Source organism: Neisseria sp. HMSC070A01 (assembly GCF_001810165.1).
Classification (GTDB): domain Bacteria; phylum Pseudomonadota; class Gammaproteobacteria; order Burkholderiales; family Neisseriaceae; genus Neisseria.
Genome location: NZ_KV800123.1, coordinates 108,620 through 123,612 on the forward strand (window position 1 = coordinate 108,620; position 14,993 = coordinate 123,612).

Genomic DNA, 14,993 nt, shown 5'->3' on the forward strand with positions numbered 1-14,993 from the left:
GCGGTATCTCACCCCAAAAGGCAGAAACAATGAAAAACCTCCTTAAAAAACAACTTGCCTGGCTAACCGACCAAGCCTTGTGTCTGTCGGTCTCTTTTCTTACGGGCGTACGTCCTAAAAGTCCGCGCGAGCTGACATTCAATCAGCACCAAAAAGTTTATTACGCCAATCACGGCAGCCATGGCGATTTTGTGTTGGTGTGGATTTCCCTGCCCCGCCGCTGGCGTTTGTCCACGCGCCCTGTCGCCGGTTCGGATTATTGGCTGACGAGCAAACTCAAACGCTTCATCATTCAAAACGTTTTCAATGCCTTGCTGATTCCGCGCCATAGCGATAATCCGCAGGCGATTACCGAACAGATGAAAGACGCGCTGAACGCGGGCGACTCCTTGATTATTTTTCCTGAAGGCACGCGTAACACTGACGACAACACCATCCTGCTGCCGTTCAAGTCCGGCATTTATCACCTGGCGAAAAGCAAACCCAATACCGAATTTGTGCCGATTTGGATAGACAACATCAGCCGCGTGTTGCCCAAAGGCAAAATCCTGCCTATCCCGCTTTTGTGTGAAGTCCATATCGGACAACCGCTTACCTTGCAGGAAAACGAAGACAAAGACAGCTTTTTGACACGCAGCCGTGAGGCATTGCTGGCACTCAGGCCGTCTGAAAACGACCGCAGCGAGCTTCGCCAAAATGAATCTGAAGTTCAGCAAAACAAAGGAGGACAAGCATGAGCCTTTCTACGACTTCCCAACAAATCATCGTCGAACAAACCGCCGCTCATCTGACTCCGCAAGCCGGCTATATTTTTGTCGGCGTATTTGCCGTATTGTGTTTCGCCAGCATCATCGGGCAATGGCTCAAGCGCAAAAACGGCGCAGATAATGCCACCATCGCCAACCTCAACGCCCGCATTTACGCATGGTGGCTGATGACGCTGGTGTTGCTGGGTGCGTTTTGGTTCGGCAAAATCGGAACGGTTGTACTGTTTTTCCTGATTTCATTTGCCGCACTGCGCGAATTCATGACCCTCGTCTATCGCCGCCGCAGCGACTATTACAGCATGGTGGTCTGCTTTTACCTGCTGCTGCCGGTGCAATACTATTTCGTCTATGACGGCTGGTACGGCATGTTCAGCATTTTTATTCCGGTTTACGGCTTTTTGATACTGCCGATTATTGCCAGCCTCAGCGGCCAAACCGCGCACTTTTTGGAACGCGCCGCCAAAACACAATGGATGGCGATGATTTGCATCTTCTGCCTGTCCCATGTTCCGGCGCTGATGTTTCTCGACTTGGACGGCTTTGACAACGGCAACAATATCCTGTTGCTGATTTTTCTGATTGGCGTGGTGCAAGTATCGGATGTGTTGCAATACGTTTGGGGCAAACTGATCGGCGGTGCAAAAATCATGCCCTCGCTTTCCCCGTCCAAAACCATTTCCGGTACAGTCGGCGGTATTTTGTCGGCCACGGCCATTGCCGCGTTGATGGCGCCGATCACGCCGTTCTCCCACGGCCAAGCGGCCGTTATCGGCTTTATCGTCTGCCTGATGGGCTTCTTTGGTGGCCTGGTTATGTCTGCCATCAAACGCGATTATGGTGTCAAAGACTGGGGCAATATGATACGCGGCCACGGCGGCATGCTTGACCGCGTGGATTCGATTTGCTTTGCCGCACCCGTGTTTTTCCACATCACCCGCTATTTCTGGAACGGCTAAACTTCAGGCCGTCTGAAAACTATTTTTCAGACGGCCTCTAATATCCGAAACCGCCAATCCGCCGATTCGTTATACAATACGCAACTCTTGTTATTACATATACACAATATGAATAAACCCTCTCCAATCTTTCCCATTTTTCTTGCTACGCTTATCTTCGCCCTCATTGTTTGGTCAGGTATCAATCCCCATGACCGCGCGGTTTGGTACGCCGAAATCATCCCCGTAGCCTCCGCATTTTTCCTTCTGGTTGCCACTTACCGCATTTTCCGCTTCAGCAACTTGGCCTACTTATTCATGAGCTTCTGGCTGATTATGCATTCCATCGGCGCATACTATACTTTTGCCGATGTGCCGTTTGAATCCATCAACCGCTTTGTCGAACCGATTTTGGGCGAAAACCGCAATCATTACGACCGTATTGCCCACTACATCATCGGCTTTTATGCCTACCCGATGGCTGAATGGCTGCTGCGCCGCAAGCTGTGTAATCTGCCGCTGGCTCTGTTTTTCTCCCTGTTCTTCATCATGAGCGTGGCTGCCGCCTATGAAATCATCGAATGGCAATATGCCGTTATCGACGGCGGAGAGGCCGGACTGGAGTTCTTGGGTTCTCAAGGCGATATTTGGGACGCGCAAAAAGACATGCTTGCCGATACTTTGGGCGCGTTAACCTCGCTGTTTATTTTTGTGTTTACCCGACCCGATAAGCGTTTGGGTTTCTCTTAAATACATCCCTTTAAAGCAAAAGGCCGTCTGAAACCAGATTTTCAGACGGCCTTTTTTCATTTTTCCATCGCTATTATTGTAAAAATTAATAAATACGATAGTTAAAAACATAAGCCGATTTTGAAACAAAATCCGTCATCAAAATTTTTAAGCACATGAAATATATAAAAAACAACGTCTGTTAAGATTTTGTAAACAATATGCCTACGTCAACCTGAATTTTTCAATTTGATTTAAATCAGCATATCTTGTGTCATTAATCCATAAAATATCCGGAATTCTACAAAATATTGATTAACCCGATAGAGGTTATCATCAAGACGAGGAACACAAAATGCAGAAAATTCCAGAATTGGTCTGCCCCGCCGGCAACCTGCCTGCACTGAAAACCGCTGTGGACAACGGTGCGGACACGGTTTACATGGGTTTGAAAGATGCGACCAATGCACGAAACTTTCCGGGACTGAATTTCGATATGAAATCGGCGCGGGAAGGTGTAGCTTACGCCCATGCGCGCGGGCGCAATGTACTGATGGCCATCAATACATTTGCACAAGCGGGTCAAGTGGAGCGTTGGCACGCCGCTGTGGATACGGCGGCGGATTTGGGTGCCGATGCGATTATTGTTGCCGACCCCGCCATCATGGCGTATGCGGCAGACAAACATCCGAATTTACGCCTGCATATGTCAGTACAAGGTTCGGCTACCAATTACGAAGCCATCAATATGATGAAGGAGCTGTTCGGCATCCGTCGTGCCGTTTTGCCGCGCGTACTGACCATCGATCAGGTCAAACATGTGATTGACAATACTGATGTGGAAATTGAAGTCTTTGGCTTCGGCAGTTTGTGTGTGATGGTAGAAGGCCGTTGCATCTTGTCGAGCTATGCAACAGGCGAATCGCCCAATATGCAAGGTGTCTGCTCTCCGGCAAAATCCGTCCGCTGGGAACAACTGCCCGACCGCATGAACGTACGTCTAAACCAAGTATTAATAGACCAATACAAACCCAATGAACCGGCAGGTTATCCAACCTTGTGCAAAGGCCGCTTTGAAGTCAATGATGAAACCTACTATGCTTTGGAAGAACCGACCAGCCTGAATGTTTTGGAAATGTTGCCCGAACTCATCAAAATCGGTGTGTCCGCCATCAAAATCGAGGGACGCCAACGCAGTCCGATGTATACGGCACAAGTAACCAAATCCCTGCGCCAAGCACTGGATGCAGCCGCAGCCGACCCGTCGCATTTCAAAGTCAATCCGTCCTGGAACAATGCCTTGAGCAAAGTTTCGGAAGGTCATCAGACAACTTTGGGCGCATACAACCGCCCATGGAAATAAGGGGAAGAAAATGAATTCATTGAAATTGTCGTTGGGCCCTATTTTATTTTTCTGGCAAAAAGAAGCCCTGCTGGAATTTTACGTTTCCATGCTGGATACGCCGTTGGATACGGTCTATTTGGGTGAGGTAGTCTGCTCACGCCGTCAGAAAATGCGCTTTGCCGACTGGTTCGGACTGGCTGAAGACCTGGCAGAAAGCGGTAAGGAGATTATTCTTTCCTCACAAGTCCTGCTCGAAAGCGAATCCGATCTGAAACGCCTGCGTAAAATCACGGAGCAGGGAAAGTTTAAAGTTGAAGCCAACGACATGGGTGCGGTCAAATTGGCACGCGAACACAGCATCCCGTTTGTTGCCGGTGCAAGCCTGAATATCTACAACGAAACCACTTTGGACGTATTCCGAAAATTAGGGGCATTCCGCTGGATTGCACCGTCCGAGCTGAGCCGCGATAAGGTTGCCGAAATCATCAAGGCTTCAGACGGCATTGAAACCGAACTCTTTGCTTGGGGTAAAATGCCACTCGCCTATTCATCACGTTGCTTTACCGCCCGCCATTACAATCTGAATAAAGACAGTTGCGAGTTCCGCTGTCTCGACCACGAGCACGGTATGGCCATGAATACGCGAGAAGGCCAGCCGTTTCTCACCATCAACGGCATCCAAACCATGTCTTACGGCTGCCAAAACCTACTGCCCCACCATGAAGATTTGAATAAAATCGGCGTGAATATGCTCAGACTGTCGCCACAAATGCACGGCATGGCTGAAATTATCCAAATTCACCGCGATGTATTGGACGGAAAAGCCACATGGGAAGATGTCCGCCCCGAATTGGAACGACTGACTACCGGAACACTGGTTGACGGCTATTGGCGCGGTCAGCCCGGTATTGAAACCGTGAAGGAGGCATATTATGGCGCTGCCTGAAATCATATTACCCAAATGGATGGCGAAAATCGGTACCAAACTTCCCGGCAAACCTCCGCGCTTTGTTTTGGTCTCCGTATTGAATACCATGCTGAAAAAAGGTTTACTGCCTGCCGATATGGAACTTTTTGCCGGAAGGAAATTTGAAATTGAAGTTTTGGATGCCGGTATCAAAGTGCGGTTTAGTGCCGATACGGAAAAATTTCTGGATGACAACTTCAGCGGCACTCCCGATCTGAGATTGGCCGCCAACGGCATAGACTTCATGCGCATGATGATGCGCGAGGAAGATCCCGACACCTTATTTTTCAACCGTAAATTGCAAATTGAAGGCGATACGGAACTAGGGTTAATTACTAAAAACTTACTCGACAGCGTCGAGTGGCCTTTCAGCGAATGGTTCCTGAAACGCAGTACGTCCACTTTGGATTGATTAATTTTGGTTGAGTCTGAATGTTTCAGACGGCCTTATATATTTTGCCTCTTTTTGATATGTTTTTTCTTATTGGTTTTATCAAATATAAAAAAGCGTACCTTGTTAGGTACGCTTTTTTCAATCCAACTCAAAATTAGAATTTTGCACCGGACTCATTTGCCATAAAGTCTACAGCCGCTTTAACCTCATCGTCACTCAAGCTGCTGTTGCCGCCTTTGGCAGGCATTGAATTAAAACCTTCAAGCGCGTGTTTGTGCAAAGTGTCTTTACCTTGCTTGATTCGAGGAGCCCAGTCGTCTTTTTTACCGACAACAGGTGCACCCGGAATCATACCGCCATGACATGTTTTACAGTTGGCTTCAAAAACAGCTTTGCCATCTACCTTAACCGGAGCCGCTTCTGCTTTTTCAGCAGGTTTGGCTTCAGCAGCCGGAGCAGCTTTGGCATCTGAAGCAGCTTTATCGGCAGCAGGAGCCGAAGCGGCCGCCGGAGCAGAAGCATCGGCAGGTTGAGCTGCCGGAGCAGGCTCGGCTTTTTTAGCAGGAGCTTTTTTACCGTCTTTGTTGGACAAACCCCAAACATAGGCAGTCATGATGTGCAGCTTGTCTTTGTCGAGGAAGTGACCCCAAGCCGGCATTTGACTGTGTCGGCCGTTGGTAATGGTTTCGATAATCGATTTTTGAGTACCGCCCCACAACCATACGTTGTCGGTCAGGTTCGGAGCAACGCCTTGGATACCTTGACCTTTGTCGCCGTGACAGGTAAAACATCTTGCCGGGGGACCGTTAAACAAGACTTTACCACGTGCGGCACGTTCTTCATCGTATTGGTCTTTGGATTTGGATAAGGACATGACATAGTGTGCCACATCTTTTACTCGCTCTTCGCCTAATTCAGGACCCCAAGCCTTCATTGTTGCCGTACGGCCTTTTTCAATGGTTTCCTGAATTTTTTCAGGTTCGCCGCCCCACAACCAATCGTCGTCGGTCAAATTCGGGAAGCCTTTGGAGCCTTTGGCATCTGAGCCGTGACATTGGATACAGTAGGTATTGAAAAGGTTTTGCGCAATAGCACGGGCTTCAGGATCTTTAGCCACTTTCTCAATCGGCATATTGGAAAATTTAGCATACGCTTTACCGTATTGCTGATTGGCTTTGGCAACTTCTTCTTCATATTGACCATGGCTGCTCCAGCCCCACAGGCCTTTGTAATCGCCGATACCTGGATACATAATCAGGTAGCCGACGCCAAACAGCCATGTGCAGACATAAAGCCAAAACCACCAACGTGGCAGAGGGTTGTTGTACTCCGAAATGCCGTCCCACTCATGACCTGTGGTTTTTACTTCTTCGCCTTTTTTAGGGCGTTTCACAACGTTTTGCGAAAGCAGAAGCCAAGCCAGGCCGATGAAGCTGAGCACGACGATAACGGCAATATATATACTCCAGAAACTACTGGTAAATTGGGATGTTGTGTTCATTATTTTGCTCCGTGATCACGGACTGACTGAGCTTGATCGTCCTTTTCAGACGGCCTTTGTTCGTCATTATCGAAAATACTGCTGGCAGCATCGTCATAGTTTTTCTTATTGCGTCTATTGAACACAATATAGAGGACTAAAATAAAGCTGATAAATACCCAAACAGTAAAGAGCGAGCGAGCCCAGTTAGCGTCCATGATGTTACCTTACGTTTTTCAATGCCAAGCCCAAGCCTTGCAGGTAGGCGATAACAGCGTCCAGCTCTGATTTGTTGGCCAGCATTTCAGGTGCTTTGGCAATTTCTTCATCGCTGTAAGGTGTACCCACTTTACGCAGGGCTTTCATATGCGCCACAGTTGCCTCGGCATCGACTTTATTGCGTGCGAGCCATGGGAATGCAGGCATATTGGACTCCGGCACAACGTCGCGCGGGTTCAGCAGGTGAATGCGGTGCCATTCATCGGAATAACGGCCGCCGACACGAGCCAAATCCGGACCGGTACGTTTAGAACCCCATTGGAACGGATGGTCATAAACAGACTCACCGGCAACAGAGTAATGACCGTAACGTTCAGTTTCTGCACGGAATGGACGAATCATTTGAGAGTGGCAGTTGTAGCAGCCTTCGCGCACATAAATATCGCGACCGGCCACTTGCAGGGCGTTATATGGTTTCACGCCGGGTGCAGGTTCGGTAACTGCCTTGGTGAAGAACAGCGGAACAGCCTCGATCAGAAGGCCGACGCTGACTACAAGCAGGGTGAATACAATCAGTACACCGACTTTTTCTTCAGCTAATTGTTGTAATTTCATTTTGGTAGCCTATCTTTCTTGTCATTAGTGGTGTTGAGTTTGAGAAACCGCAGGAATCTCAGCATCAACTGCTTTACCACTGATAGCAGTACGGTAAACGTTATATGCCATGATGCACATACCGCTCAGGTACAGAAGACCGCCGGTGAAACGAATCATGTAGTAAGGCATGGTACGTTTTACGGATTCAACGAAGGAATAAGTCAGCGTGCCGTCGTCATTCAAAGAACCCCACATCAGACCTTGCATTACGCCGGCAATCCACATTGCAGCGATATACAGAACCACGCCGATGGTCGCGATCCAGAAATGCGCCTCAACCAATTTGGTGCTGTACATTTCATTTTTGCCGAACAAGCGGGGAATCATATAGTAAACGGAACCGATGGTTACAAAGCCCACCCAGCCCAATGCGCCGGCGTGAACGTGTGCAACAGTCCAGTCGGTGTAGTGGCTCAGAGCGTTAACGGTTTTGATAGACATCATCGGGCCTTCGAAGGTAGACATACCGTAGAAAGACAGAGAAACGATCAAGAATTTCAAAATCGGGTCGGTACGCAGTTTGTCCCATGCGCCGGACAGAGTCATGATACCGTTGATCATACCGCCCCAAGAAGGCGCAAACAGGATCAAAGACAATACCATACCCAAAGATTGAGTCCAGTCAGGCAATGCAGTGTAGTGCAAGTGGTGAGAACCAGCCCACATATAAGTGAAAATCAAAGCCCAGAAGTGGACGACGGACAAGCGGTAAGAGTAAATCGGACGGCCTGCTTGTTTAGGGACGAAATAGTACATCATACCCAAGAAGCCGGCTGTCAGGAAAAAGCCCACCGCATTGTGGCCGTACCACCATTGAACCATCGCATCAATCGCACCTGCGTAAACCGGGTAAGATTTCATCAAACCGGCAGGGATGCTGATATTATTGACGATGTGCAACAGCGCAACGGCCAAGATAAAGCCGCCGTAGAACCAGTTGGCAACGTAAATATGTTTGATTTTACGTTTGGCAATCGTACCGAAGAATACGATGGCGTAGGCAACCCACACCAGCGTAATCAAAATGTCGATAGGCCATTCCAACTCGGCGTATTCTTTACCTTGGGTGTAACCCATAGGCAAGCTGATGGCCGCAGCCACGATAACGGCCTGCCAACCCCAGAAGGTAAATGCAGGCAGCCAACCGCCAAACAGACGGGTATTACATGTACGTTGAACAACGTAGTATGATGTACCGATCAAACCGCAACCGCCGAATGCAAAAATAACCGCATTGGTGTGCAGAGGACGCAGGCGGCCGAAGTGGAACCAAGGTCCGATATTGGATAAATCGAGGGCAGGAGCAAAAAGCTGGGCAGCGACGATAACGCCGACCAACATGCCCACAATACCCCAAACTACAGTCATGATGGCGAACTGGCGCACCACTTTGTAGTTATAAGTTTGTGTGTCCATGGAAGTCTCCATAAATTATGGGTATAAAAAATTTTTATCTCACCCCAACCCCTGCATTTACGAAAAGCGCAATACGGCCAAGGCTCAAATTTTTCTAAATTTAACATAGACACCACAACATGCCAAGCAAAATTACATTCCAAATTGCATAAAATATTTAGCAAGACATAAATTCATTTCTTTTATAATCAATAAATTATTAAAATATACGCATTAAATCGGACAGGGTATTTTTTCAAGCCCCCTTTTTCATACAGTTTTATTGATATAGATTAAGCCTACCCTTTAAAACCCCTTCTTCTTAATAAACTTTAGCAAATTAACCAATAGCTATGATTAATTACAAAATTACTCCCAACTTTCTGTCTCATGAATGGCACATCACCTTATCATTCACTCAAACCAATGATTCAGAAACAGAAATCAGCTTACCCAACTGGGTTCCCGGCAGCTACCTCATCCGTGACTTTGCCCGCCACATCACACACATCAGCGCGCGCTGCAACGGCAAAGCCCAACCGCTGACACAAACCAGCAAAAACCATTGGCAAACCCCTGCCCTCAGTGGAGCGTGGGAAATTTACTACACTGTTTACGCATTCGACTTATCCGTTCGCGGCTCGTTCCTCAGCACCGAGCGCGGCTTTTTCGACGGCGCGTGTCTATTCTTAAAAGTCCACGGACAAGAACACCGGCCACATCAAATCGAATTTTCCACCCTGCCGCACACATGGCAGATAGCCACCACCCTGCCCCAAACCTCGGCGACCACTTTTCAGACGGCCTCATACGCCGAGCTTATCGACCACCCGGTTGAAACAGGCATCATCGAGTTTCTCGAATTTGAAGCACAAGGCATTCCCCACCGTATTGCATTAAGCGGCATCTATCCCGATTTTGACCGCGCCCGTTTCCTCGCCGATATTCAAAAAATCTGCGAAACCGAGTTGGCGATGTTCCCCTCCCCTGCCCCGTTTTCCGAATACCTTTTCCTACTGCATCTAGGCGACAACCTCTACGGCGGACTGGAACACATCAGCAGCACCGCCCTACTCGCCGACCGCCACAGTCTGCCATCTTACGATATGGGTGAAGCCGACAAAGCCTATACCGAATTGCTCGGCCTCTTTTCCCATGAATACTTCCACGCATGGAACGTCAAATCCATCAAACCGGCCGTCTTCGCACCCTACAACCTCGACCAAGAAAACTACACCGAACAACTTTGGGCATTTGAAGGCATTACCTCCTACTACGACGACCTCTTTCTAGCCCGAAGCCAAACCATCAGCCCCGAAGCCTACCTCACCCTGCTTGCACAAGGCATAACACGCGTCCAGCAGACACAAGGCCGTCTGAAACAAACACTTGCCCAATCCAGTTTCAGCGCATGGGACAAGTTCTACAAACAAGACGAAAACAGCCCCAACGCCATCGTCAGCTATTATCAAAAAGGCGCACTGGCCGCACTTTGCCTCGACCTCATCATCCGTGAAAAAAGCCAAGGCAAATACACCCTCGACAACGTAATGCAGCAACACTATCGCGACTGGTGCAATACTCATCAAGGCATACCCGAAAAACACTGGCAATCCCGTTGCCAAGAAATGACCGGTTTAAATTTAGAAACCTTCTTTCAGACGGCCTTATACAGCACCGAAGACCTTCCGCTCGCAGAATGCCTGCAAAGCGTAGGTGTCAAACTCGACTTTATCCCCCTACCCCGCCAACACGGAGGAGCATTTGCAAGCGAACCCCAATCGGTTGCTCCAGCCAACGATTTGGGTGCACGTTTTAAACAAAACAGCGACCATGCCGTCCTGACTCATGTATTCAATGGCGGCAGCGCAGAAAATGCCGGACTCTGCCCGCAAGACAAAATCATCGCCTTAGGCGGCTACGCCTGCAACGACCTTGCAGCACAGTGGAGCAAACTGCCTATCGGCACACGCACCACCATCCATTTCTTCCGCCAAGGCTTATTGCGCGAGACCAGCATCACAGTCCAAGCAGCAGAAGCCAATACCGCCCTGCTGCACATTACCGATCGCCAAAAACTCGAAAACTGGTTGTACAATCATTAAATAAAACTTCAAACGGCCTGCCACTTCCTAGGCCGTCTGAAATCAACATATCCATTTAATATAAAGAAAGGAAAAACGATGCCCATCCGTAAACTGACCGACTCCCTCTATATCGCCCCCCAACTAACCGAAGCTGATGTCCAAGAAGCCGTACGTCTCGGCATCCAAACCGTCATCTGCAACCGCCCGGACGGCGAAGAAGAAAACCAACCGGCTTTTGCCGAAGTACAAAACTGGTTTAAAGAGACCGGCATCAACCAATTCTCACACCAGCCCGTTGTCGCGCCTCAAATCAATGCAGCCGATGTTGCAGCCTTCCAAAATCTGTTGCAACAATCTCCAACTCCTATTCTTGCCTTCTGCCGTACCGGCACCCGTTGCTCCCTGCTTTGGGGTTATCATCAAGTGCAACACGGCGCATCCGTAGCCGAAGTAGTTGCCGCAGCCGAACAGGCTGGCGTCAATCTCAGCAACTTTGAAGCCCGCCTGCAAGAAGCCAAAGATAAAGGTTTGGCTTAATACCTAATTTATATAGTAACTAGTAGCCCTTAAGGCCATCAGGCCGTCTGAAACCGATTATTCAGACGGCCTGATTGCCTTAGCTTATTTTTAATTTATTTCCACTATCTTGAAGATATATTTTCTAAATTAAAATAGAATTGACCTGTGTCAATACCCCAATCCTATTTTCATTTATAATGCCTTCCAATGATTCAGGGTCATGCCCGAATCCTCCAGTTTCCTCGATAAGAGCCAGCTCTCTTATTAAATGATTTTTCTTTCCTCTTGATGTGTGTGTGTTTGGGTGTGGCTGAGTGCCACCCCCTTTTTTTATACCTACCCTCTTGAAGGCCGTCTGAAACTTTCAGACGGCCTTTCCTTTCCCCTAGCAAAAATAGTATAAAATCTCCTTATCGTTCAAACCACAAACCCAAAACACCATGGTCAACAAACTCACTCCCCCTCCCAGCCTGCCCGATCCGCAAGACCTCCGCGCCGTTATCGCCTACAATATGCGCCTCTACCGCGTCAACCACGGCTGGTCGCAAGAAGAACTCGCACGCCAATGCGGACTCGACCGCACCTACGTCTCCGCCGTCGAGCGCAAACGCTGGAACATCGCCCTTTCCAACATCGAAAAAATCGCATCCGCACTCAAAATTGCCCCTTACAAACTTCTCCTTCCACCGCAAGAAATGCTCCGCCAAATGACCGAGCCTGCCGATACCCAAGCCTAATTCACAACCAGACACCATCATGACCGCCGCCCAACAAGCCATCCAAACCTACCGGCAGCAAAAAGCCGCAGCAGAAACCGCCTACCGCCAAAACAACCGCCCTACCGTTTACTTCCGCGACCATATCGCCGCTGCCGAAACCATGCTGCAAACCCTCTGGCAAATCCACTTTCCCGACAGCGACGACATCAGCCTCATTGCCATCGGCGGCTTTGGGCGTTGCGAACTCTATCCTCATTCTGACTGGGATTTAGCGATTATTTCCACCACACCATTTTCAGACGGCCTGCAACAGCAAACCGCCCAATTTATCCAAACCCTTTGGGACGCACGCCTCAATCCCGCCATCAAAAGCGGCAGCATAGAAGAAATCCTCCAAAGCACCCAAAACGACATTACCGGCGAAACCGCCTTTCTTGAAGCACGCCATCTCCAAGGCAATCCCAACCTTACCGCCCAACTTCTAAACAAACTCAACACACGCCGCGACACAGCCGCCTTCATCGAAGCCAAACTCCTCGAAATGGAGCAACGCCACACCAAATCCCAAGGCACAGGCGCACAACTCGAACCCAACATCAAAACCTGCCCCGGCGGCCTGCGCGATATCCATACCCTGATTTGGACAGCCAAAGCACAAGGCATAGACAGTAACCCCACCGCCCTCGTTACCGCCGGCTTCCTCACCCGCACCGAAGCCGGCATGCTGGCCCACGGCTACCGCCGCCTCGCCAACATCCGCATTCACCTCCACCTTACCGCCGACCGTCCCGAAGACAGGCTGCTTTTCGACTACCAGTCCCAAGTTGCCGAAAGCTTAGGCTATACCCAACCCGACATCCGCGGCCGAAGCGAAGCCCTGATGCACACCTTCTACCGCGCCACCAAAGCCATCAAACAACTCAACGGCATCCTCATTCCGATTCTCAAAAACCATCAAACCCCCGGCCGCCTCCAGCACATTCACCCCATCGACAGCCACTACAAACGCATCGGCCACCAAATCGCCGCCAACGACCTTGCCCTGTTCGAGCAAAACCCCGAACACATCTTCACCATCATCCAAACCATGCAGGAGCAAAACATCACCACCATCGAGCCGCAAACCCTGCGCGCATGGTGGGCGGCCACACGGAAAATCAACGCCCGTTTCACCCAAAACCCAGAAAACCGCCGCCGCTTCATCCAATTCTTCAAACACGGCACCGGCCTTACCCAAACCCTCCGTTTTCTCAACCTCTACGGTGTACTTGGCCGCTATCTCCCCGCCTGGGAAAAAATCACCGGCCTGCTCCAACACGACCTCTTCCATATTTACCCCGTAGACGACCACATCCTGACCGTCGTCCGCAATATGCGCCGTCTCGCCATCGAAACCCACAGCCACGAAATGCCCGAGGCCAGCGCCATCATGCAGGCCTACCCACGACCGCACATCCTCTACACCGCCGCCCTGCTGCACGACATTGCCAAAGGCCGCGGCGGCGATCACGCCAAAGAAGGCATCAAAGACGCACAACAATTCGCCGCCGACCACTACTACACCGAAGAAGAAAGCCACCTCCTCGCATGGTTGGTTGAAAACCACCTGCTCATGTCCACCGTTGCCCAAAAAGAAGACATCCAAGACCCACACGTCCTCCAAGCCTTCTGCCGCCGTATTCCCACACGCGAATACCTCGACGCACTCTACCTGCTTACCATTGCCGACATCCGCGGCACCAACCCCAAACTTTGGAACACATGGCGCGCCAGCCTGCTCCAAACCCTCTACCACAGCACCGCCGCCGTTTTAAACAGCAAAAACCACGATCCCGAGCGCCTCCCCAACCGACGCGAACAAGCCGCGGCCGACCAACTCACGCGCGCAGCCGTTCCCCTCAAAAACCAACAAAAACTCCGCCGCATCCTCGGCAGCGCATACTACGTCCGCCATCAAACGCGGGAAATCCTCTGGCACACCGCAAACCTCGCCTACGACACCCAAAGTCCGGCCGTCCGCAGCCGCATTCTCCCCCAAAGCAACAGCCTTCAAGTCATGGTCTTCATGCCCAACGGCGACCGCCTCTTCGCACGCCTCTGCCGCATCTTCAGCAGCCACCGCTTCGATATCCAAGCCGCCCGCGCCTTCATCACCGAGCACGACTACATCCTCGACACCTTTATCCTCCAACTTCCCGACAATCTCCCGCCCGAAGAATATCCCGACCGCCAAAGCGCACTCGAAGCCGAACTCAACAGCTTCATCCACGGCAATACCACCGTCCAAAAACAAAGCGGCCGCCCGCACATCAGCCGCCGTATCCGCCACATCCCCATTCCGCCTACCGTGATCATCACCCCCGAAGAAGATTATCCCGGCTGGCACACCATAGACATCACCGCCGTCAACCGCCCCCACCTCCTCGCCGACATCGCCGAGACCTTCTTCGCACACAACATCAGCCTGCGCTACGCCAAAATCACCACCTTGGATCAACGCATTGAGGACAGCTTCATTACCTACAGCCCATCCCTACAAGACCCGCAAACCCAAAACACCCTAAAACAAGCATTGATCGAAGTCTTGACCCCATAAAGGCCGTCTGAACATCTTAAAAACATAGGGTGAGCATTTTTGCTCACCCTAATCGCACCCAAAAATATAAACATCCTGAATATACCCTTCTCAAACACTCAAGAAATCCAAAGCCTTAAAATGCGAACCAAAACTTCCTTCTGACATAAAACTACATTCCAAAATCATAACCTATATGAATATA

14 protein-coding genes are annotated in these 14,993 nt (G+C 50.0%); 10 read left to right on the forward strand and 4 right to left on the reverse strand.

Translation table 11 applies throughout. The features are described 5' to 3' along the window. Positions 1-29: 29 nt before the first annotated feature. The 6 genes from HMPREF2711_RS06010 (at position 30) to HMPREF2711_RS06035 (ending at position 5,155) form a co-directional block, all read left to right on the forward strand. On the forward strand, positions 30-737 hold the full coding sequence (locus HMPREF2711_RS06010; protein ID WP_003748762.1) for a lysophospholipid acyltransferase family protein: 708 nt from the start codon (positions 30-32) through the stop codon (positions 735-737). Next, positions 734-1,723, forward strand: a complete 990-nt coding sequence (locus HMPREF2711_RS06015) for a phosphatidate cytidylyltransferase (protein ID WP_003748763.1) — start codon at positions 734-736, stop codon at positions 1,721-1,723. Before HMPREF2711_RS06010 ends, HMPREF2711_RS06015 begins: the two co-directional genes overlap by 4 nt. A gap of 108 nt (positions 1,724-1,831) precedes the next feature. Further along, positions 1,832-2,452 carry a DUF2238 domain-containing protein gene (locus tag HMPREF2711_RS06020; protein WP_003748765.1) on the forward strand — a complete coding sequence of 207 codons (621 nt, stop codon included), beginning with the start codon at positions 1,832-1,834 and terminating at the stop codon, positions 2,450-2,452. A 334-nt stretch (positions 2,453-2,786) separates the two neighbouring features. After that, entirely contained in the window at positions 2,787-3,794 is a 1,008-nt protein-coding gene (locus HMPREF2711_RS06025; RefSeq protein WP_003748766.1) for a ubiquinone anaerobic biosynthesis protein UbiU, read from the forward strand. A 10-nt stretch (positions 3,795-3,804) separates the two neighbouring features. Continuing rightward, a complete protein-coding gene (locus tag HMPREF2711_RS06030; protein ID WP_003748768.1) occupies positions 3,805-4,722 on the forward strand; it encodes a U32 family peptidase in 918 nt (305 codons plus the stop codon). Then, the gene (locus HMPREF2711_RS06035; RefSeq protein WP_003748771.1) at positions 4,709-5,155 is read left to right on the forward strand and encodes a ubiquinone anaerobic biosynthesis accessory factor UbiT; all 447 of its coding nucleotides are present in this window, start codon (positions 4,709-4,711) and stop codon (positions 5,153-5,155) included. The genes HMPREF2711_RS06030 and HMPREF2711_RS06035 overlap by 14 nt, the downstream gene beginning before the upstream one ends. A 136-nt stretch (positions 5,156-5,291) precedes the next feature. Here the strand turns inward: HMPREF2711_RS06035 and ccoP are convergent, their stop codons facing one another. From ccoP to ccoN, 4 genes are read right to left on the reverse strand one after another with little or no spacing between them, the layout of a single operon-like run. Then, positions 5,292-6,638, reverse strand: a complete 1,347-nt coding sequence (ccoP, locus tag HMPREF2711_RS06040; RefSeq protein ID WP_003748773.1) for a cytochrome-c oxidase, cbb3-type subunit III — start codon at positions 6,636-6,638, stop codon at positions 5,292-5,294. After that, the gene (locus tag HMPREF2711_RS06045; protein ID WP_003748776.1) at positions 6,638-6,835 is read right to left on the reverse strand and encodes a cbb3-type cytochrome oxidase subunit 3; all 198 of its coding nucleotides are present in this window, start codon (positions 6,833-6,835) and stop codon (positions 6,638-6,640) included. Before HMPREF2711_RS06045 ends, ccoP begins: the two co-directional genes overlap by 1 nt. 4 nt (positions 6,836-6,839) lie before the next feature. Then, positions 6,840-7,451: a cytochrome-c oxidase, cbb3-type subunit II gene (gene ccoO / locus HMPREF2711_RS06050; protein ID WP_003748778.1), complete on the reverse strand. Its 612-nt coding sequence runs from the start codon at positions 7,449-7,451 to the stop codon at positions 6,840-6,842. A gap of 24 nt (positions 7,452-7,475) precedes the next feature. Beyond that, positions 7,476-8,909: a cytochrome-c oxidase, cbb3-type subunit I gene (gene ccoN, locus HMPREF2711_RS06055; RefSeq protein WP_003748780.1), complete on the reverse strand. Its 1,434-nt coding sequence runs from the start codon at positions 8,907-8,909 to the stop codon at positions 7,476-7,478. 332 nt (positions 8,910-9,241) lie between these two features. Here ccoN and HMPREF2711_RS06060 point away from each other — a divergent pair, with 332 nt between their 5' ends. The 4 genes from HMPREF2711_RS06060 to glnD all read left to right on the forward strand — a co-directional run bounded on the left by HMPREF2711_RS06060 (position 9,242) and on the right by glnD (position 14,809). Then, positions 9,242-10,993, forward strand: coding sequence for a M61 family metallopeptidase (locus HMPREF2711_RS06060; RefSeq protein ID WP_003748783.1), 1,752 nt, complete (start codon positions 9,242-9,244; stop codon positions 10,991-10,993). Between the two features lie 78 nt (positions 10,994-11,071). Continuing rightward, on the forward strand, positions 11,072-11,512 hold the full coding sequence (locus HMPREF2711_RS06065; RefSeq protein ID WP_003748784.1) for a TIGR01244 family sulfur transferase: 441 nt from the start codon (positions 11,072-11,074) through the stop codon (positions 11,510-11,512). Between the two features lie 422 nt (positions 11,513-11,934). After that, positions 11,935-12,231: a helix-turn-helix domain-containing protein gene (locus HMPREF2711_RS06070; RefSeq protein WP_003680870.1), complete on the forward strand. Its 297-nt coding sequence runs from the start codon at positions 11,935-11,937 to the stop codon at positions 12,229-12,231. A 19-nt stretch (positions 12,232-12,250) separates the two neighbouring features. Further along, positions 12,251-14,809 (forward strand): [protein-PII] uridylyltransferase, encoded by a 2,559-nt coding sequence (gene glnD / locus HMPREF2711_RS06075; protein ID WP_070615815.1) that lies wholly within the window; start codon positions 12,251-12,253, stop codon positions 14,807-14,809. Positions 14,810-14,993: the final 184 nt, after the last annotated feature.

Bases quoted from the DNA above. Each gene is read 5' to 3' on its own strand.
- ccoN (WP_003748780.1), bottom strand. From the start codon at position 8,909: ATGGACACACAAACTTATAACTACAAAGTGGTGCGCCAGTTCGCCATC.
- HMPREF2711_RS06045 (WP_003748776.1), bottom strand. From the start codon at position 6,835: ATGGACGCTAACTGGGCTCGCTCGCTCTTTACTGTTTGGGTATTTATC.
- HMPREF2711_RS06030 (WP_003748768.1), top strand. From the start codon at position 3,805: ATGAATTCATTGAAATTGTCGTTGGGCCCTATTTTATTTTTCTGGCAA.
- HMPREF2711_RS06020 (WP_003748765.1), top strand. From the start codon at position 1,832: ATGAATAAACCCTCTCCAATCTTTCCCATTTTTCTTGCTACGCTTATC.
- HMPREF2711_RS06025 (WP_003748766.1), top strand. From the start codon at position 2,787: ATGCAGAAAATTCCAGAATTGGTCTGCCCCGCCGGCAACCTGCCTGCA.
- ccoO (WP_003748778.1), bottom strand. From the start codon at position 7,451: ATGAAATTACAACAATTAGCTGAAGAAAAAGTCGGTGTACTGATTGTA.
- HMPREF2711_RS06070 (WP_003680870.1), top strand. From the start codon at position 11,935: ATGGTCAACAAACTCACTCCCCCTCCCAGCCTGCCCGATCCGCAAGAC.
- HMPREF2711_RS06015 (WP_003748763.1), top strand. From the start codon at position 734: ATGAGCCTTTCTACGACTTCCCAACAAATCATCGTCGAACAAACCGCC.
- glnD (WP_070615815.1), top strand. From the start codon at position 12,251: ATGACCGCCGCCCAACAAGCCATCCAAACCTACCGGCAGCAAAAAGCC.
- ccoP (WP_003748773.1), bottom strand. From the start codon at position 6,638: ATGAACACAACATCCCAATTTACCAGTAGTTTCTGGAGTATATATATT.
- HMPREF2711_RS06065 (WP_003748784.1), top strand. From the start codon at position 11,072: ATGCCCATCCGTAAACTGACCGACTCCCTCTATATCGCCCCCCAACTA.
- HMPREF2711_RS06035 (WP_003748771.1), top strand. From the start codon at position 4,709: ATGGCGCTGCCTGAAATCATATTACCCAAATGGATGGCGAAAATCGGT.
- HMPREF2711_RS06060 (WP_003748783.1), top strand. From the start codon at position 9,242: ATGATTAATTACAAAATTACTCCCAACTTTCTGTCTCATGAATGGCAC.
- HMPREF2711_RS06010 (WP_003748762.1), top strand. From the start codon at position 30: ATGAAAAACCTCCTTAAAAAACAACTTGCCTGGCTAACCGACCAAGCC.